Origin of the sequence: Ancylobacter sp. TS-1 (assembly GCF_009223885.1) — a bacterium.
Taxonomy (GTDB): Bacteria; Pseudomonadota; Alphaproteobacteria; order Rhizobiales; family Xanthobacteraceae; genus Ancylobacter.
In genome coordinates, this window is record NZ_CP045144.1 from 66,608 (window position 1) to 83,659 (window position 17,052).

General features: G+C 70.1%; 20 protein-coding genes. 10 read left to right on the top strand and 10 right to left on the bottom strand.

The window, feature by feature from the left end; all coding sequences use genetic code 11:
- Window positions 1–57: 57 nt before the first annotated feature.
- Window positions 58–1,596 (bottom strand): helicase HerA-like domain-containing protein, encoded by a 1,539-nt coding sequence (locus tag GBB76_RS00325; RefSeq protein WP_152301433.1) that lies wholly within the window; start codon window positions 1,594–1,596, stop codon window positions 58–60.
- A 163-nt stretch (window positions 1,597–1,759) separates the two neighbouring features.
- Between GBB76_RS00325 and folP the strand changes: the two genes are divergently transcribed.
- Window positions 1,760–2,602, top strand: coding sequence for a dihydropteroate synthase (gene folP, locus GBB76_RS00330; RefSeq protein ID WP_152304694.1), 843 nt, complete (start codon window positions 1,760–1,762; stop codon window positions 2,600–2,602).
- The gene (gene folK, locus GBB76_RS00335; protein ID WP_152301434.1) at window positions 2,592–3,143 is read left to right on the top strand and encodes a 2-amino-4-hydroxy-6-hydroxymethyldihydropteridine diphosphokinase; all 552 of its coding nucleotides are present in this window, start codon (window positions 2,592–2,594) and stop codon (window positions 3,141–3,143) included. Before folP ends, folK begins: the two co-directional genes overlap by 11 nt.
- A 60-nt stretch (window positions 3,144–3,203) precedes the next feature.
- On the opposite strand, the gene GBB76_RS00340 is transcribed toward folK, so the two are convergent.
- On the bottom strand, window positions 3,204–3,536 hold the full coding sequence (locus tag GBB76_RS00340; protein ID WP_152301435.1) for a hypothetical protein: 333 nt from the start codon (window positions 3,534–3,536) through the stop codon (window positions 3,204–3,206).
- Window positions 3,537–3,715: 179 nt separating this feature from the next.
- Here GBB76_RS00340 and GBB76_RS00345 point away from each other — a divergent pair, with 179 nt between their 5' ends.
- Window positions 3,716–4,702: a zinc transporter ZntB gene (locus tag GBB76_RS00345; RefSeq protein WP_152301436.1), complete on the top strand. Its 987-nt coding sequence runs from the start codon at window positions 3,716–3,718 to the stop codon at window positions 4,700–4,702.
- Between the two features lie 94 nt (window positions 4,703–4,796).
- Entirely contained in the window at window positions 4,797–5,174 is a 378-nt protein-coding gene (locus GBB76_RS00350) for a hypothetical protein (protein ID WP_152301437.1), read from the top strand.
- Window positions 5,175–5,249: 75 nt separating this feature from the next.
- Here the strand turns inward: GBB76_RS00350 and GBB76_RS00355 are convergent, their stop codons facing one another.
- A complete protein-coding gene (locus tag GBB76_RS00355; RefSeq protein WP_152301438.1) occupies window positions 5,250–5,846 on the bottom strand; it encodes a superoxide dismutase in 597 nt (198 codons plus the stop codon).
- Between the two features lie 382 nt (window positions 5,847–6,228).
- On the opposite strand from GBB76_RS00355, the gene GBB76_RS00360 reads away from it, so the two are divergent.
- The gene (locus GBB76_RS00360) at window positions 6,229–6,987 is read left to right on the top strand and encodes a hypothetical protein (protein ID WP_246668984.1); all 759 of its coding nucleotides are present in this window, start codon (window positions 6,229–6,231) and stop codon (window positions 6,985–6,987) included.
- 80 nt (window positions 6,988–7,067) lie between these two features.
- On the opposite strand, the gene GBB76_RS00365 is transcribed toward GBB76_RS00360, so the two are convergent.
- Together GBB76_RS00365 and msrB are read right to left on the bottom strand one after the other, a co-directional pair.
- Window positions 7,068–9,167: a S9 family peptidase gene (locus tag GBB76_RS00365; protein ID WP_246668985.1), complete on the bottom strand. Its 2,100-nt coding sequence runs from the start codon at window positions 9,165–9,167 to the stop codon at window positions 7,068–7,070.
- Window positions 9,164–9,583, bottom strand: a complete 420-nt coding sequence (msrB, locus tag GBB76_RS00370; RefSeq protein ID WP_152301440.1) for a peptide-methionine (R)-S-oxide reductase MsrB — start codon at window positions 9,581–9,583, stop codon at window positions 9,164–9,166. The genes GBB76_RS00365 and msrB overlap by 4 nt, the downstream gene beginning before the upstream one ends.
- 365 nt (window positions 9,584–9,948) lie before the next feature.
- On the opposite strand from msrB, the gene GBB76_RS00375 reads away from it, so the two are divergent.
- The 3 genes from GBB76_RS00375 (at window position 9,949) to GBB76_RS00390 (ending at window position 11,863) form a co-directional block, all read left to right on the top strand.
- Window positions 9,949–10,371 (top strand): MucR family transcriptional regulator, encoded by a 423-nt coding sequence (locus GBB76_RS00375; RefSeq protein WP_152301441.1) that lies wholly within the window; start codon window positions 9,949–9,951, stop codon window positions 10,369–10,371.
- Window positions 10,372–10,926: 555 nt separating this feature from the next.
- Complete coding sequence (locus GBB76_RS00385; RefSeq protein ID WP_152301442.1) at window positions 10,927–11,298, top strand: helix-turn-helix domain-containing protein; 372 nt, start codon at window positions 10,927–10,929, stop codon at window positions 11,296–11,298.
- Window positions 11,291–11,863: a DUF6456 domain-containing protein gene (locus tag GBB76_RS00390; protein ID WP_152301443.1), complete on the top strand. Its 573-nt coding sequence runs from the start codon at window positions 11,291–11,293 to the stop codon at window positions 11,861–11,863. Before GBB76_RS00385 ends, GBB76_RS00390 begins: the two co-directional genes overlap by 8 nt.
- Here GBB76_RS00390 and GBB76_RS00395 read toward each other — a convergent pair.
- Together GBB76_RS00395 and GBB76_RS00400 are read right to left on the bottom strand one after the other, a co-directional pair.
- Window positions 11,860–12,297 (bottom strand): SufE family protein, encoded by a 438-nt coding sequence (locus GBB76_RS00395; RefSeq protein WP_152301444.1) that lies wholly within the window; start codon window positions 12,295–12,297, stop codon window positions 11,860–11,862. The two genes, GBB76_RS00390 and GBB76_RS00395, sit on opposite strands and share 4 nt — an antisense overlap.
- A gap of 71 nt (window positions 12,298–12,368) precedes the next feature.
- A complete protein-coding gene (locus GBB76_RS00400) occupies window positions 12,369–12,866 on the bottom strand; it encodes a DUF5330 domain-containing protein (RefSeq protein WP_152301445.1) in 498 nt (165 codons plus the stop codon).
- A gap of 223 nt (window positions 12,867–13,089) precedes the next feature.
- Here GBB76_RS00400 and GBB76_RS00405 point away from each other — a divergent pair, with 223 nt between their 5' ends.
- A complete protein-coding gene (locus tag GBB76_RS00405) occupies window positions 13,090–13,764 on the top strand; it encodes a peptidoglycan-binding protein (RefSeq protein ID WP_152301446.1) in 675 nt (224 codons plus the stop codon).
- A gap of 7 nt (window positions 13,765–13,771) precedes the next feature.
- Window positions 13,772–14,116 (top strand): DUF1491 family protein, encoded by a 345-nt coding sequence (locus tag GBB76_RS00410; RefSeq protein WP_152301447.1) that lies wholly within the window; start codon window positions 13,772–13,774, stop codon window positions 14,114–14,116.
- On the opposite strand, the gene GBB76_RS00415 is transcribed toward GBB76_RS00410, so the two are convergent.
- From GBB76_RS00415 to GBB76_RS00425, 3 genes are all read right to left on the bottom strand, one after another.
- A complete protein-coding gene (locus tag GBB76_RS00415; RefSeq protein ID WP_152301448.1) occupies window positions 14,113–15,555 on the bottom strand; it encodes a DUF2336 domain-containing protein in 1,443 nt (480 codons plus the stop codon). The genes GBB76_RS00410 and GBB76_RS00415 overlap by 4 nt on opposite strands.
- A gap of 348 nt (window positions 15,556–15,903) precedes the next feature.
- Window positions 15,904–16,449, bottom strand: coding sequence for a DUF1254 domain-containing protein (locus GBB76_RS00420; RefSeq protein ID WP_152301449.1), 546 nt, complete (start codon window positions 16,447–16,449; stop codon window positions 15,904–15,906).
- Entirely contained in the window at window positions 16,446–17,021 is a 576-nt protein-coding gene (locus GBB76_RS00425; protein WP_152301450.1) for a DUF1214 domain-containing protein, read from the bottom strand. Before GBB76_RS00425 ends, GBB76_RS00420 begins: the two co-directional genes overlap by 4 nt.
- Window positions 17,022–17,052 lie beyond the last annotated feature (31 nt).

Sequence of the window (17,052 nt, forward strand, 5' to 3'; positions counted from 1 at the left end):
AAAGCGATCCCGGATACGGCCTGCGGCCGTTCCGGGATGACGCTGGAAGAGAGGCGGTCAACGTCGCCGGGCGCCGCCGAGAACGTTGCGCAGGATCGCCTTTGTGACCTGGTTGGTGACCTCGCGCGCGACCTGCCGCGTCACCTGCTCGCCGACGCTCATGCGTCCGCGCGAGGGGGTGCCGAGAATGCCGCCGAGAATGCCGTCGAGCCAGCCGCCGCCTGCCGCCGCGCCGGCCTGGGTGGGGGCCGGCGTGTTCGCGGGGGCCGCCGGCGCCTCGGGCGGGGCGGCGTCCGCGGCGCGCTTGGTCAGTATCTCGTAGGCGGATTCGCGGTCCAGCGTCTCGTCATAGACGTTGCGCACCGGGCTCTGCGCGATGGCGACCTTGCGCAGTTCCGGGCTGATCGGGCCGACGCGCCCGGCCGGCGGGGCGATGAGCGTGCGCTCCACCATGGAGGGCGTGCCGTTGCCCTCCAGCATGGAGACCAGCGCCTCGCCCTTGCCAAGCTCGGTGATGACCTGCGCGGTGTTGAGCGCCGGGTTGGGGCGGAAGGTGTCGGCCGCCGCCTTCACCGCCTTCTGGTCGCGCGGGGTGAAGGCGCGCAGCGCGTGCTGCACGCGGTTGCCGAGCTGGGCGAGGACGCTTTCCGGCACGTCGAGCGGGTTCTGGGTGACGAAATAGACGCCGACGCCCTTGGAGCGGATCAGCCGCACCACCTGCTCGACCTTTTGCAGCAGCGCCTTGGGCGCCTCGTCGAACAGCAGATGCGCCTCGTCGAAGAAGAACACGACCTTCGGCTTGTCCGGGTCGCCGACCTCGGGAAGCTCCTCGAACAGCTCGGAGAGCAGCCAGAGCAGGAAGGAAGCGTAGAGCTGGGGCGCGCCCATCAGCTTGTCGGCGGCCAGAAGCGAGATGGTGCCGTAGCCCGAGCGCGGATCGACGCGCATCAGGTCGGAAATCTTGAGCGCCGGCTCGCCGAAGAACTTGTCGGCGCCCTGGTTCTCCAGCACCAGCAGCGAACGCTGGATGGCGCCGACCGTGGCCGGCGAGACGTTGCCATAGGTGGTGGTGAGCTTGGAGGCGTTCTCCGCCACGAAAGCGAGCAGGGCGCGCAGGTCCTTCAGGTCGAGCAGCAGCAGGCCCTGCTCGTCGGCGATGCGGAAGACGACGTTGAGCACGCCTTCCTGCACCTCGTTGAGGTTCAGCAGCCGCGCCAGCAGGAGAGGCCCCATCTCCGAGACGGTGGCGCGCACCGGATGGCCCTGCTCGCCGAACAGGTCCCAGAAGATTACCGGGAACTCGTCCGGCTCGTAGTCGATGCCGATCTCGGTGCAGCGCTTGACGATCCATTCCTGCCCCTCGCCGGGCATGGCGATGCCGGACAGGTCGCCCTTGATGTCGGCGGCGAAGACCGGGACGCCGGCGCGCGAGAAGCCTTCCGCCAGCGTCTGCAGCGTCACCGTCTTGCCGGTGCCGGTGGCGCCGGTGGCGAGGCCGTGGCGGTTGGCCAGCCTGAGGGTGAGGTATTCGGGCTTGCCTCCGTCGCCTGAGATGCTTTTGCCGACGAAGATCTTGCCGTCGATGTCCCCGGACATTGTCGTCTCCTGCGGGCGAACTCCCCGGCCACCTTTAGAGCGCAGGCGGGGGCATTTGGGCAAGCTGCGCCGCAACGTCAAATGGTCGATCCGCCATCGCGGCGCTTGCCATCGGGGCACAGGCGCGCGATTGGAGGCCGGCATGTCCAACGCCGGGAACGCCATGGCCTCGTTGACGCCGCCGACCCAACGCCTGTTCGACGCCCGCGGCCGCGAACTCCGCTACGGGGGGCGCACGCTGGTGATGGGCATCCTCAACGTCACGCCGGATTCCTTCTCCGACGGCGGGCGCAGCGCCGCGCTCGACGACGCGCTCGCCAACGCGCACCGGCTGGTCGCGGAAGGGGCGGACATTCTCGACATCGGCGGTGAATCGACCCGGCCCGGCCATACGCCGGTATCTCCCGACGAGGAACTGCGCCGCGTGCTGCCCGCCATCGAGGCGCTGGCGGACCTGCCGGTGCCGATCTCCGTCGACACACAGAAGGCGGTGGTGGCCGAGGCGGCACTGCGCAAGGGCGCGGCCATCGTCAACGACATATGGGGGCTGATGGGCGACCCGGAGATGGCGCGGGTGGCGGCGACCTACGACGCCGGCGTGGTGGCGATGCACAACCGCGCCAGCGTCGACCCGAACGTGGATATCGTCGCCGACATCCTCGCCTTCTTCGAGCAGTCGCTGGAGCGCGCGGCGCGGGCGGGCATACGCGCCGACCGCATCAGCCTCGATCCGGGCATCGGCTTCGGCAAGACCTTCGAGCAGAATCTCAGGGTGCTCGCCTCGCTGGCCGAATTCGGCAAGCTGGGCTTCCCGCTCTTGCTCGGCACCTCGCGCAAATCGCTGATCGGCAAGGTGATCGAGACGACGCCGGCCGAGCGCCTGCCGGGCACCATCGCCTCCAACGTGATCGGCATCATGGCCGGCTGCGCCATCATCCGCGTGCACGACGTCGCCGCCCATGTGCAGGCGGCGCGGGTGACGGAGGCGATCCTCCATGCCGCGTGAGGAGGCGCCCGAATTCTTCATCCGCCGGCCGCGCAAGGTCGAGAGGCGCGTGGCCTATCTGTGCCTCGGCTCCAATCTCGGCGACCGCGCCGGCACCATGGCGAAGGCGGTGGGGCTGATCGCCCGCACGGGGCTGAGAATCGTCGCCCGCTCCTCGCTCTACGAGACCCCGCCCTGGGGGCCGGTGCCGCAGGGGCCCTACCTCAACATGGTGGTGGCGGTGGAGACCGAGCTTTCGGCGCGCGAACTGCTCAACATGCTGCTCGGCGTCGAGCACGCCTTCGGGCGCGACCGCACCCGCGAGGTGCGTTTCGGGCCGCGCAAGATCGACATCGACATCCTGCTCTATGGCGACGAGGTGGTGGCCGAGCCCGACCTCGAAATCCCGCATCCGCGCATGATGGAACGCGCTTTCGCGCTCATTCCGCTGGCCGAGCTGGCGCCGGACCTCGCGGTCGGCGGCGTGCCGGTGCGCGCGGCGCTGGAGACGCTGGACCGCAGCGGCATCGTCAAGGTCGACCCGCAGCCCGTGACCTACTGACGCGCGAAGGGCGACGGATCGCTCCGCCGCCCTTTGGGGCACTCCATCCGGCGCCTGCCTTCAGCGGCAGACCTCGACGTCGCGATAATAGGGCTGGCCCCAGCTGTTGTAGACGGTCCGGGTCTCGGTCCAGCAGCGCGGGCGGTAATTGTTGGCGGCGGTGGCGGCCAGAGCGCCGACGGCGAGGCCGCCGATGATGCCGGCCGCGATGGCGGCGCCGTTATTGTTGCGGCGCGGGCCGTAATAGTGGCCCGGACCACCCCAGCCGGGGCCGCCCCAGCCGGGACCGCCGCGACCGCGCCAGCCAGCATCGGCGGGAACGGCGGAGGCGAGGACCGTGGCGCCCGCAATGACGAGCGCGGCGAGCTTGGTGGACTTCGGGAAGCGGATCATGACGACCTCGATAAACTCTGCTAGTCGCTCGCGGCCGGGATTGGCCGTTGATGGAGATCACCCTAGTCTCCGGCCGCTGACCCCAAACTGAACCGGCTGTTGCAAAAGGTTCATCAAACTGAACGCATTCCAGTTCTTCCGTTCATCCGCCGTTCATTGTGGAAATGAGGAGCGCCCGCGTGCCCGATTACGATAGGGAAGGCCTGATTTCCGCCTGGGCGTTCGACGGCGCCGGTGGCGCGCGGCGCATCGGCTGGGAGGAGATCCAGCGCGGGCAGCCGCCGGCCGGCGGGTTCCACTGGATCAACCTGCAGCAGCTCGACCACCGGCACGGGCGGACCTGGCTGGCCGATGAAAGCCAGATCGACCCGTCCATCGTCGAGTCGCTGACGGCAGCGGAGACCCGCCCGCGCTGCGCGCTGTTCGACAATGGCGCCTTCCTCAACCTGCGCGGCATCAACCTGATGCCCTATTCGCTGCCGGACGAGATGCATTCGGTGCGCTTCTGGGTGGAGCCGCACCGCATCGTCTCGGTGCGCAAGCGCGCCCTGTCGGCGGTGGGCGATTTCGAGGACGCGATCCAGCGCGGCCGCGCGCCGCGCACGCCGGGCGAGTTCGTCGCCGACCTCTCCATGCGCCTCGTCGACCGCATGGACACGGTGATCACCGCGCTGGCCGAGCAGGCGGACGAGCTGGAAGAGAAGGTGCTGAGCGCCACGCTGTCCAATCTGAGCCCGAAGGTCTCGGAAGTCCGGCGCGTCGCCATCATCCTGCGCCGCTACATCGCCCCGCAGCGCGAGGCGCTGAACCATTTCTCGCTGGAGGATGCCGAGTGGCTCTCCCCGCGCGACCGCAACCGGCTGCGCGAGGCCGCCGACCGGGTGACGCGCTTCGCCGAGGAACTCGATTCGGTGCGCGACCGCGCGGCGGTGATCTACGACCAGATGGTGGAACGCCGCGCCGAGCAGATGAACCGTTCCATGCTCATCCTCGCCGCCGTCACCGTCATCTTCGCGCCGCTGACGCTGATTACCGGCCTGATGGGCATGAACGTGGAAGGCATTCCCGGCTCGCAGGATCCGAACGGCTTCTGGGCGGTCACGGTGATGGCGGCGATGCTCGGCGTCGGGCTGGTGGCGTGGCTGCGGATGATCCGCTGGCTGTAGGTCTTCGTCGCCCCCTTCCACAGGCGGCGCGGGGGACTACATTCGAGCGCGAGCGGGCCGGCGGCTGTCGCCCGTCCGCCGGAGGTGATGCGTCATGACACGCGCTGTTCTCGCCGGGGCGGCCCTGGCCCTCGGCACCTTTCTCGCCCTTGCCGCAACCGGGCCGGCGGGCGCCTACCAGTTCACCGGCACTTTTCCGGGCGGGGACTGCCGCAAGATGGCGGCGTCGATCCCGCCGTCGAAGCTCTGGTACGGGCACTTCACCGGCCGTCGCGAAGCCTCGTGGAACACCGACTTCATCGAGGGGCGGACAGCCGAGGGCTGCTTCCGCACCCAGGACGAATGCCAGAACTGGCTCTACCAGTGGCGCTCGGAGTGGCAGCTCAATTTCTGGAACGACTACTGCGTGAAGGGCTGGCCGCCCAAGACGCGTCCCTTCGGGCCGCGCACCGAGGTGCCCTTCGGCCAGTAGCGCAAAGAAAAGGGCGCCGTCGACCCGCGACGGCGCCCCCGAATTTCGTCAGGCCCGGCGAGAGGGCCGTGTCGCTCAGACCGCCTTGGAATAAAGCTCGGCGACGTAGTCCCAGTTGACCAGGTTCTCGACGAACGCCTTGAGGTAGTCCGGGCGGCGGTTGCGGTAGTCGATGTAGTAGGAGTGCTCCCACACGTCGACGCCGAGGATCGGGGTCGCGCCGGTGACCAGCGGGCTCTCGCCGTTCGCGGACTTGGCGATGACGAGCTTGCCGTCCTTGACCGCCAGCCAGGCCCAGCCCGAGCCGAACTGCGTCACGCCGGCCTGGATGAAGTCTTCCTTGAACTTCTCGACCGAGCCGAGGTCCTCGACGATCTTCTTCTCAAGCTCGCCGGGGATCGCGCCGCCGCCATTCGGCTTCATCCAGTGCCAGAAATGCAGGTGGTTGTAGTGCTGGCCGGCATTGTTGAAGAGGCCGGCATTCTTGCCGAAGGATCCCTTGACGACCTCTTCCAGCGACTTGCCTTCCCACTCGGTGCCCTTGAGCAGGTTGTTGCCGTTGTTGACATAGGCAAGGTGATGCTTGTCGTGGTGATACTCGAGCGTCTCGCGCGACATGTAGGGGGCGAGGGCATCGTAGGAATAGGGAAGATCGGGAAGCGAGAAGGACATGGAGCGTCTCCGCGAAATGAAATCCGGCCGAACCCCGGCAAGGGTTGCTTCCGCCGGTGCTGAGAAGCCCGCGAAAGCTCGGCGCTGATTAGATAGGTCGGTATGGGGCGCCGGACAACCAAAAGCATCGTGCGCGGCCGATTTCTTCCCCGCCGAATTCCCGCCTGCCATTCGGGGTATGACGCATTTGCACCGCCCCGCTTTCGTTAGGGCTGTACTGGACGTAAAGTCTCGTGGAAGAAGGATCGACGGCGAATCGGTCCGGTGGAGTTTCTTGATGGGTGCAATTGTCATCGGAATCGGCGTAGCGGTGGCCGCGCTCGGTGTCGTCCTCGGGGCTATTGGCTTCGGTTCCGCGGAGACGACTTCCGGCTCGGCTCTGATGACGGTCGGCAGTACGGCTTTTGTCGGCGGACTTCTGCTGTTCGCTCTCGGCTTCATTCTGAGGGTCTTGGGCGACATAGCCGAGAAGCTCGACGGGGCGGTCCATTTCGAGGCCGACGAGGACGACGCCTCCCATGCGCATGCGGGGGCGGCCGTGCTCACGGTCGAAACCGGCAGCTTCGCATCGGTCGCGCCGGACTATCCCGAGCCCTCGCGGGCGGCCCCCAAGGCACCCGCCGCGCCGGACTTCCCCGAGATGGACGAGCTGCCGGAGCCGACCGGCGAGCGCGGCCTTCCCTCCTGGTTCCGTCGCAAGCGCGCGGACGAGGCGCCGGCCGACGAGCCGGTCTTCGAGCCCGAGCCGGCGCTGGCGGAAACGCCGGACTTCGAGCCGCTGCCGCCCTTCCGTTCGGCGACCCCCGTGCCGCCGCGCCGCGAGGCGCCGCCGGTCGAGGCGTTCGAGGAGGAGCCCTACGAGCCACGTGCGCCGAGGGCGCCGCGCGCACGGGAGGAGTTCACGCCCGAGCCCGCCGCGCCGCCGGCCTTCCTGCAGGATGCCGACCTGCTTGCCGACGAGCCCGAGGCGCCGCCCGCCGCGCCGGATGTCACCGTGCTCAAATCGGGCACCATCGGCGGCATGGCCTACAAGCTCTATTCGGACGGCTCCATCGAAGCCGACCTGCCGGACGGCACGCTGCGCTTCGCCTCGCTTCAGGAACTGCGCGACCACGTCGCCGGCGGCGACAATCGCGGCTGAGCCCGGCCGACGGTCGAGATGAGAAAAGGGCGCCCTCGCGGGCGCCCTTTTGCGTCTGAAGCCGCTGTCCAGCGGTCGCGTCAGCGACCGGCGACGGCGAGCGCGAAGGCGTAGACCAGCGCCGTCTCCTCCAGCCGGTCGAAGCGGCCCGAGGCGCCGCCATGGCCGGCATCCATATTGGTGCGCAGCAGCAGCGGGCGATCGTCGGTCTTCATCTCGCGCAGCCGCGCCACCCATTTGGCCGGCTCCCAATAGGTCACGCGCGGGTCGGTCAGGCCGGCGAGGGCGAAGATCGCCGGATAGTCCTTTGCCGCCACATTGTCGTAGGGCGAATAGGCGCGGATGCCGGCGAAGGCTTCCGGGTCTTCGATCGGGTTGCCCCATTCCGGCCATTCCGGCGGGGTGAGGGGCAGCGTGTCGTCGAGCATGGTGTTGAGCACGTCGACGAAGGGCACTTCCGCCACGATGCCGGCGAACAGGGATGGGCGCAGATTGGCCACCGCGCCCATCAGCATGCCGCCGGCCGAGCCGCCATGGGCGACGATGCGGTCCGGCGCGACGATCTTCTGCGCCACGAGGTAGTCGCCGGCCGCGATGAAGTCGGTGAAGCTGTTGGTCTTCTTCGCCAGCTTGCCCTCGCGGTACCAGCGCCAGCCCTTCTCGGTGCCGCCGCGTATATGGGCGATGGCGTAGACGAAGCCGCGGTCGACCAGCGACAGGCGCGAGGTCGAGAAGCCCGCCGGGATCGAGATGCCATAGGCGCCGTAGCCATAGAGCAGGCAGGGCGCGGTGCCGTCGAGCGGGGTGTCCTTCGAAAACAGCAGCGAGACCGGGATCAACTCGCCGTCGGCCGCGGGGGCCATCACGCGGCGGGTGACGTAGCGCTTCGGGTCATGGCCCGAGGGCACTTCCTGCCGCTTGCGCAGCACGCGGGCGCGGCTGGCGACGTCGTAGTCCCACACTTCGGACGGGGTGGTCATCGAGGAATAGGTGAAGCGGATCTCGGTCTTGTCGAAGCCGTAGCCGGGATCGAAGCCGAGCGAATAGGCCTCCTCGGCGAAGTCGACCACATGCTCGGCGCCGTCGGCCAGCGCGCGCACCACGATGCGCGGCAGGCCGTCCTCGCGCTCCAGCCGCACCAGATGGTCGCGCAGCACGCTGACCGAGAGGATGAGCCGGCCCGCCTTGTGCGGCACCAGATCGCGCCAGCTCGCGCGGCCGGGGCTCGCCAGCGGGGCGGTGACGATCTTGAAATCCTCGGCGCCGTCCGCATTGGTCTCGATGACAAGGCTCTCCGCGCCCCCGAGCGCGGGATGGTGCTCGACGCCGTAGCGCAGGCCGGTCTCGCGCGGCTCGACGCACAGGGGAGCCGCCAGCGGCGCGTGGAGGTCGAGCAGCCACACTTCGCTGGTCTCGTGGTCGCCGCAGGAGATGAGGCCGAAGCGGCCCGACTGGGTGCGGCCCAGCGAGACGAAGAAGCCCTTGTCCGGCTCCTCATAGACCAGAACGTCCGAGGCCGGGTCGGCGCCGAGCGCGTGACGGTAGACGAAGCTCGGCCGGTGCTCGGCGTCGCGGCGGACATAGTAGATATGGGCGCCGTCGGCGCCCCACAGCACGTCGCCGGTGGTCTCGGACACGATGTCCGGCAGATCGGTGCCGGCGGCGATGTCGCGGATGCGCAGCGTGTAATATTCCGAGCCCGCCTCGTCCGCCGTCCAGGCGTAGAGCGCATGGTCGGGCGACTGCCGGGCATCGCCGAACTGGAAATAGGCCTTGCCCTGGGCGAGCGCGTCGCCGTCGAGCAGCACGGCTTCGCCGGCGATGGCGCCGGTCGGCCGCCGGCAGATCAGCGGGTGCTGGCCGCCGTCGCGATAGCGGGTGAAATAGGCGAAGGGGCCGTCCGTCGCGGGAACAGAGGAATCGTCCTCCTTGATGCGCGCGCGCATCTCGCGCACCAGCGTGCGGCGCAGTTCCGCCTGCGGGGCGAACCACGCCTCCGCCGCCGCGTTCTCGGCTTCCAGAAAGGCGCGGATGTCCGGGGCGAGCACGGAGGGCTCGCGCATGACCTCGCGCCAGTTGTCGGCGCGAAGCCAGGCGTAAGGGTCGACCAGGGTCTGGCCGTGGAAGCTGCGGACCAGCGGCGGATAGGCGGGGGCCGTCACGGCAGGCGCGTCGCTCACGAGGCCGCGTCCGCCTTGAAGGTCATGGCGACGCCGTTGATGCAGAAGCGCAGCCCGGTCGGGCGCGGGCCGTCCGGGAAGACATGGCCGAGATGGGCGTCGCAGGTGGCGCAGCGCACCTCGACCCGGCGCATGCCGTAGGAGTGGTCGTGATACTCGCTCACCGCCTCGGCATCGACCGGCTGGAAGAAGCTCGGCCAGCCGGTGCCGGACTCGAACTTGGCACTGGAGCGGAACAGCGGCTCGCCGCAGCACACGCAGCTGTAGACGCCGGGCTCCTTCTGCGACAGATGCGGCCCGCTGAACGCGCATTCGGTGCCATGGCCGCGCGTGACGTGGTACTGCTCGGGCGTGAGCAGGGCGCGCCACTCCGCATCCGTCTTCACGACCTTGGGCCGGCGGGTTGTCTGGTTCATGTCGGATTCCTTGAGGTTTGCGTCGAGATAATCACCTATCCCGGCGGCGGCAAGTGTTGATGCCGTTCACGAAGTCTTGGTTCTGTCGGCAATGCCGCCACCTTGACGGAAAAGACAGCCTCCACCGGCATTTGAGCTTGAGCAAACGAACAGACAGCGTGCCCCTTGCGGGTTGGCACGCAGATTTGCGTTGAGGGTGGCTCGAAAAACCTTGTTATTCCCGTTTTCGAAGTTTATTTACGGTAGAGTATCCGAACGCGGAATGGTGAGACGTCCATGCGACGTAGTTTCGCGTAGTTCGGTGAATGCAAACGGGCGCCAGGACGCGGCGTCAGGGTTTATCGATACAATTCGAAGAATGGGCCATGAGCGACACCAAGGACGCCGACATCTATATCGAACTGGCCGCCGATATCGTCTCCGCCTATGTGAGCAACAATGCGATCTCGGCGAATGACCTTACCGTCCTGATCGGCGACGTTCACGGCGCGCTTCAGCGCGTGGGGAGCGGCGAGGCCGAGCCGGTCGCCGAGCCGCTGAAGCCGGCGGTGCCGTTGAAGCGGTCGGTGACGCCCGACTACATCATCTGCCTCGAGGACGGCAAGAAGTTCAAGTCGCTCAAGCGGCACCTGCGCACGCAGTACAACCTCACCCCCGAGGAGTACCGCGAAAAGTGGGGCCTGCCGGCCGACTACCCGATGGTCGCCCCCAATTACGCCGCGGCGCGCTCGACGCTCGCCAAGGAGATGGGCCTCGGCCAGCAGCGCCGCCGCACCGCGCGGGCCTGACCGGACGGCGCGATCCGAGGACGAGCGGCTGCCGGCCGCCCGTCATCGCGATGTCGACGAAGATGGGCCGCCACCTCGTGTGGCGGCTTTTTCGTGAGAACGGGCCGGCCGGGGGCGGGGCGCCGTGAACCGTGCGGGCTCCGCTTCGGCAAGCAGCCGGCGCAGGGCCGCGTGGCGCATGGCGTCGTAGCCGATGCCGGTTCCGGCGGCGCGCCGCTCCGCGCGCAGCAGACGGCGCAGGGCGACCTGCCGCTCCTCGCCAGTCCGGCCCAGAAAGGGCCTCAGCGCCGCCACGCGGGCGGCGATCGCCTCCTCGGGATTCTCGCTTCGGGCGACGCGGATGCGGCGGCTCCGGTGACATAGGTGCATGGACGGCCTCGCTGATGGACGCGGGCAGTATCGGCGTGCCGTGCAGGGGTGCGGATAAAATTCCTACAACATGACCGATGCAGCGGGCTGGGGTTCATCGACCTGCGTCGTTTGAATGTTCATGATTTGTTCTTGATTGCTTGTGAGCGAGGCGCTAGGCTTAAATTCCTTTCACGGAGATAAGCCATGCCGACGATCCGCACTCCGGCCGCCCACCCGGCGGGCCGGCAGGCCTGCCTCGTTGCCGCCCGCCTTGCCGCCACGGCGACCGGGCTGCCGCTGGACAGGGTTCTGCATCCGCGCCGTCTCGACCGCCGCAGCGCGTCGGCGCGGGCGCTCGCCATGTATCTCGCCCATGTCGGTCTCGGCCTACCGATGACGCGGGTCGCCGCCGATTTCGGCCGTCACCGCTCCACGGTCGCCCATGCCTGCCGCCGGATCGAGGAGCGCCGCGAGGTCGCCGGCTGGGACCGGCGGGTCGCCGCGCTGGAGGAGACGGCGCGGGCGGAGACGGCGCAGGCGGAGGCCGGCCGGGCGATGGGAGGCGGGCATGGTTGAGCGTCGCACGGCCCGGCGCCGGACCGAGTGCGTCGAGGTCGAGATCGAGGGCGTGCGCAGCCTCGTCGCGGTGGACATGGAGGAGAGCCCGCTCGGCTGGCTGGCCCGGCGCCGCGACCGCGAGGGCCGCGCGCTGGTGACGGCGACGCAGTTCGTCGCCGGGGAGCGGCTGCGGGCGGACTTCACCCGCGCCGGGCTGACGCCGCGCCTCACCAGCGACTGGAGCGGGGTGGCGCGCAGCGGCCGGCGCGGGCCGGCGGGGCTGTCGCTGCCGGAGGCGGCTTTGGCGGCGCGCCAGCGCCTGTCGCGCGCGCTCGACGCCGCGGGGCCGGAATTCGCCGGGCTGCTGCTGGATGTGTGCTGTTTCCTGAAGGGCCTCGAACAGCTCGAACGCGAGCGCGGCTGGCCGGCGCGCGCCGCCAAGGTGGTGCTGTCGCTGGCGCTCGACAGGCTCGCCCGCCATTACGGGCTCGCGGAAGCGGCGCGCGGCCCGGCGCGGGGGCGCCTGCGGGCCTGGAAGGCCCCGGAGGGACCGGACGGTGCGGAGACCGGCGCCGGCGGCTAGGACGCCGCTTCGGCGAGCGCCCGCTGCGCATCGTTGCGAATGCGCTCGACCATCGAGCGCAGGCCGTTGGAGCGCTGCGGCGTCAGATGGTCCTTCAGGCCGATGCGGGCGAACACCGCGCCGGGATCCGCCGCCACGATGTCGCGCGCGGTGCGGCCGGAATACAGCGCCAGCAATATGGCGATGAGGCCGCGCACGATATGGGCGTCGGAATCGCCGAGAAAGCCGAGGCGCGGCCCGTCCGCCGCGCCCGGAACGGGCTCGCTCACCAGCCAGACCTGGCTGGCGCAGCCCTGCACCTTGGTGGCGTCGGTGCGCTCCGCCTCCGGGAAGGGCGGCAGCGCGCGGCCCAGCTCGATCAGGTAGCGGTAGCGGTCGTCCCAGTTATCGAGGAGTTCGAAGTCCTCGATGATGCTGTCGATCTTTGATGTCATCGGCGCCTCTCGGGGCCGCATATAGGGGCGGGCAGGGCGCAAGCGCAATGGCCGCGCCGCGTTTGGCCCGCTCAGGCGGGGCGCTTGGGCGGCAGCGGCACGGCGCCGGACGGCGCGGCGGCGGGGGCGGACTTCCCCGTCGAGCCGGTATAGGCCGGCGCGTTCGCCGGGATCGTGACGGCCGGCAGCCCCGGGCCCTTCCAGGCCGGGCTGAGGTCGTGGGTGGTGAGGGTGTCGCCGGGCGCCGGGCCGGCGGCGCGGGCCGCCGCCTTGCGCTTTTCCTCGACGATCTGCTCGGAAATGTAGCTGATCGCGAAGCGGGCCCCGGCCTCGGCGCGCTCGCTGATCAGTTCGATGAGCCCGGCGCCGATGACGCAGGCCTGCGGCTGACGCGTGCAGAAGCCGCCGGCATCCGCCACGGCGGAGGTGGCGGCGGAGAGCGCGTCCACCGCGCTGACCTTCTGCTCCTCGCCGGCCTGCGGCGTGCGCGAGGAAGTCCCGCCCGTCACCGCCGGCAGCAGGAGGAACACGATGGTCAGCCAGAAACCGATGCGCAGCAGGAAGAACATGACCCTTCTCGCGGTCGTCCCACGGAACCCTTCACATGCCCCACAATAGCGGCGATGCGTTGAGCAACCGATGTCGCAATCGCGCAAAATCGGCCTTTCGCGGAAAGCCGCCGTTAAGCACGTCGCCGTTTTAGGGTTCGCTTAAACCCCTTCATGGCACTGTGGCGGACGAACCCGCGCCACGCTGCGCGACGGCCCCTTTCGCATCCTGACCTCGGCTGCCATGCCCCGATCCTACGCGAGCGACCTGCTGGTGGACGATATAGACCTCGACGGCGAGCGCGTCGCCGGGCGGCCCTATCGTTCCGGCCGCCGACGGTCGGACGTGTTCATGGTCTTCGTGGCCGCCGCCGCCAGCGCCGCCGTCCTGTTCAATGCCTTCGCGCTCCAGCAGGGCCGGAACGGCTCCCGCGCCGCCGCGCCGGCATCGGCGCAGTCCGACATTCGCGCCATTCCCGCCCCTCAGGCGGCGACGCCCGCCCCTGCGGCACCGGCGGCCGCCCCGCCCGCCGCGATGGCGCCGGCCGATCCGGTCGCCGCTCTGGCCAATGCCCCGGCCGTGGCGACACCGCTGCCGCCGTCGCGTCCCGCCGCCCCGCCCCGGCCCGCCGCCGCCGCGCCGAGCCCGGCCATTTCGGCGCCGGTGGCCCTGACCAATACGCCCGCCGCCGGCCTGCTGCCGCCCGGCGAGGTGCCGGTGTCGCCGCGCGTCATGGCGGTGCAGAAGGCGCTGTCGCAGCTCGGCTACGGCCCGGTCCGGGTCGACGGCCGGCTCGGCGCCGCGACCGAGGAAGCCGTGCAGCGTTTCGAGCGTGACCGCCGGCTGCCGGTGACGGGCCAGATCTCCGACCGTGTGGTGCGCGAGATCAACGCCGTCGCCGGCCTGTCCATCCCGTAGGCCGGTCATGCGGCTGAAGAGCGCGATCTGGGTCTCTGCGCTGATCCGCCGTGCCAATGGCGCCGGAGCCTTCGCCGCCGTGCGCCGGCGCGGCGCCGAGGAGGCGGGGGCGATCTTCGTCAAGGTGTCGACGCAGGACGGCCGGGCGGCGCTCTACGGCCCGGCTCTGCCCTCGCTTAATGCCGAGCCCGAGCCGGGCGTGCGCCTCTTCTCGGTGATCGTGCCGGCGGGCAGCGCGGAGAGCGACGCCGAGGCGCGCATGGCGCGCGAGATCGGCTTCGATCCCGACCTCTGGTTCGTCGAGATCGAGGACCGCGAGGGCCGTTGCTTCCTCGACCTGTCGGCCGACTAGCCCTTGCGGGGCTGAACCTCGGACGTCTTCGGCGCCGACTGGGCGCTCGCCTGCGCCACCGGATGCGGCTGCGCGAAGCTGCGCATGGAGGGGGCCTCCTCGGCCCGCTCGCGGCCCGGCCGGCGGCTGCCGCGCCACGACGCCACGAGATGCTGCGCGCTGGCGAGCGGGAGCGAATCGAACATTTCGGCGAGCCGCGCCATCTCCCCCGTCGAGCGCCCGGCGACCGGGTGGAGGCGGAACAGAACGCGCGAGAGGATGGCGAAGGACAGGCCGAGCGCGCGGGCGGCGACCGCCATGGACTGGCCGGTCTCGTCCGCCACGATGCGGGCGGCACTCTCCTCGCTGACGCCGAGCGTGCGCTCCAGCATCTTCGCCAGCGCGCCGTTCTCGGCGGTGCGGGCGGCGTCGAGCAGCGCGTCGATGAAGCCCGCCGGCGGTGCGGCCGACCGTTCGGCGAGCGGCAGCGGCGGCAGGGTGACGAGCCGCGCGATCAGCGTGGCGCGCTCTTCCGGCCCGGCGGCGAAGAATTCGGCGGAGGGCAGGACGGCCGGCGCAGCCGCTTCTGCGGCGGCGGGTTCCTCCGGCGGGACCTTGGCGAGGGGCTGGGCCTCGGCGAGGGTCGCCTGCGTCACCGTCTCGGGCAAGGGGGCTTCGGGCAAGGAGGCTTCGGTCACGGGCGCTTCGGGCGTCGGCACGGTGTCGTCCGAGGCATGCGCGGCCACCGCTTGCGAGGTCTCCGCAACGGGCTGCGTCGCGACCGCTTCGGCCAGGGGTATCTCGGCAGTGGAAACATCCGTTGCCGGCGGCTCCGCCACGAAGGTTGCGACGGATTCGGGTGTCTCGGCTTCGGGAAACTCGGCTTCGGGAATCTCGGCCTCGGCCGGGCGCGCGCCTTCGGATTCCGGTTCGATCGCGGCGGCGATGTCGGCGACGGGGGGCGTCGCTTCCTCGTCGTCTACCGGCGATTCGGGCGCGGCATCCAGCGTATCGCCGGCCTCGTGGCGGCGATGGACGAGTTCGGCGATGCGCTTGGCGAGGCCCGGCGAGACGTCGCGCCTCGCCGCCATGGCGGCGAGATGGGAGGGGGCGGCCTGTTCGGCCAGCCCCGCGAGGTCGTCCTCGCCGAGCACCGGCGAAAGGCGCAGGAAAGGACCGGCGAGCGAGAGCGGGGCCGTTGCGAGGTAGAGCGCGAGCGCGCGCGGCACTGCCGGATGCGGCGCCAGTTCGCGCACATGCTTGGCGGCGACCGGCACGTCCACCGCCTCGATCAGGCGGATCGCCAGCGTCACGAAGCGCGATTCGGCGGCCTCGTTGCGGATGGGCTGCTTGAGGAACTCGTGCACCAGCAGCCGCAGCATCTCCGGGCGCGTGTCCTGCGGCGGACGGCGCGCGGCATCGATCGTATCGGAAGGGCCGGAGCCGGGCGTGGACGACATGGGCGGCGGGCTGCTCGCGATTGGCACTCGCGCTCCCGGGCGGGGGCGCGGAACCAAAGCTAGGCGGCGAACGTTAGAAACCCGTTAACCATAATCGCACGTACTGTCGGTTATCCGGTCGACCGAGCGGTGGAGAGCGCAATGGGCGCGGTGGTGCCGTTTCCGATGTGCCGGACGCCCGCGCAGAGTCGCAGCGTCCGTGCGAGGTCCGCGCTGGCGAGCCCGTCGTCGGACCGATCTTCGCGCCAGCTTTGGGGCGAGGTCATCATCCTGCCCGTGGTGCAGCTTGTGCGCCACGCCGACGCGCCGACGCCGCCCGATTCCCCCACGCGGGAACGACGCGAGCCGCTATAAGGCGGGGCCGCAGTTCGCCGCTTCCATCCGTGCCCGTACTTCCTCCCGGGCGCCCCGCTCGCGCACCATGGCGCGGATGAGGACGATGCCCTCATTGCTCGGCGATTCGACGATCAGGCGGTCGGCGGCGGTGACTTCCTCGTCCTCCGGCAGCGCGGCGCGCTGCTTGCTGTTCATCAGGTCCAATTCGATGATGCTGCGCCCCGCCGAACGGTCGTTGATCGCGTAGAAGGGCAGCCCGAACCGCGTGTAGAACGACACCGAGGTGTAGTCCTCGGTGGTCGGCACGCGCACCTTGAGCGGGCCGTCGCTGAGGTCGTAGAGGCAGACAGCCGAGATGAAGGCCGGATCGGTCGCCGGCAGCACGGCGCCGAGCGCGGACGGGTCGTCGATCTGCGCCACCCGGTTGGGATCGCCGACCGCCGAGAGGCGCGCATAGGCATCCTGCTCGGAGAGGTAGGGCAGGATCAGCACCGCCACCAGATGCACGATGCCGCCGAGCACGATGCCGGCGAGGATGGGAAGGATCAGCCGCTTCACGGGCAGCTCTCCGTCGCGATGGCCGGCATGGGCGGCGCGTCGCTGGTGCGGCTGGCGAGGCCGACCGAGGTGTCGTAGAGGCGCAGCGTAAGCGCGATGCGGTCGCGGGCGCCGGTCGGCAGCCAGTTGCCGGCGCGTGCGCGCGGGCCGAGCGCCACGTCGATGCTGCCGTTGCGGTTCCACACCACTTCGGCGCTGGTGAAGCCCGAGCGGTCGGCGGCGTTCTCGATCAGCCGTCCCTGGCCGTCGGTGGCGGTCAGGGTCCAGAACCGCGCCTGCGGCAGTTCGCCGGAAATTCGGATGTCGCAGCGGCCGTCGAGCGGGCGGCCCGCCGAATCGGTGGTGGCGACGAAGGCGATGCCGTCCGCCAGTTCGAGCGGCAGCTCGCCGGCGCGGGCGAGGGCGGCACGCGCATACGGGTCCGCCGTCTCGGTGCCGGCCTTGGGCCAGGTTTCCCACGGCCCCGAGCGCACGAGGCCGGGCCCGTAGCCGTCCACCGTGGAGATCCAGGTGAGGCCGAGCCCGACGGCGGTGCCGACGGCCATGGTCAGGATGAGCAGCAGGGAACGCACGGGCGGCAGCTATCCGGTGAAGGGCCCATGG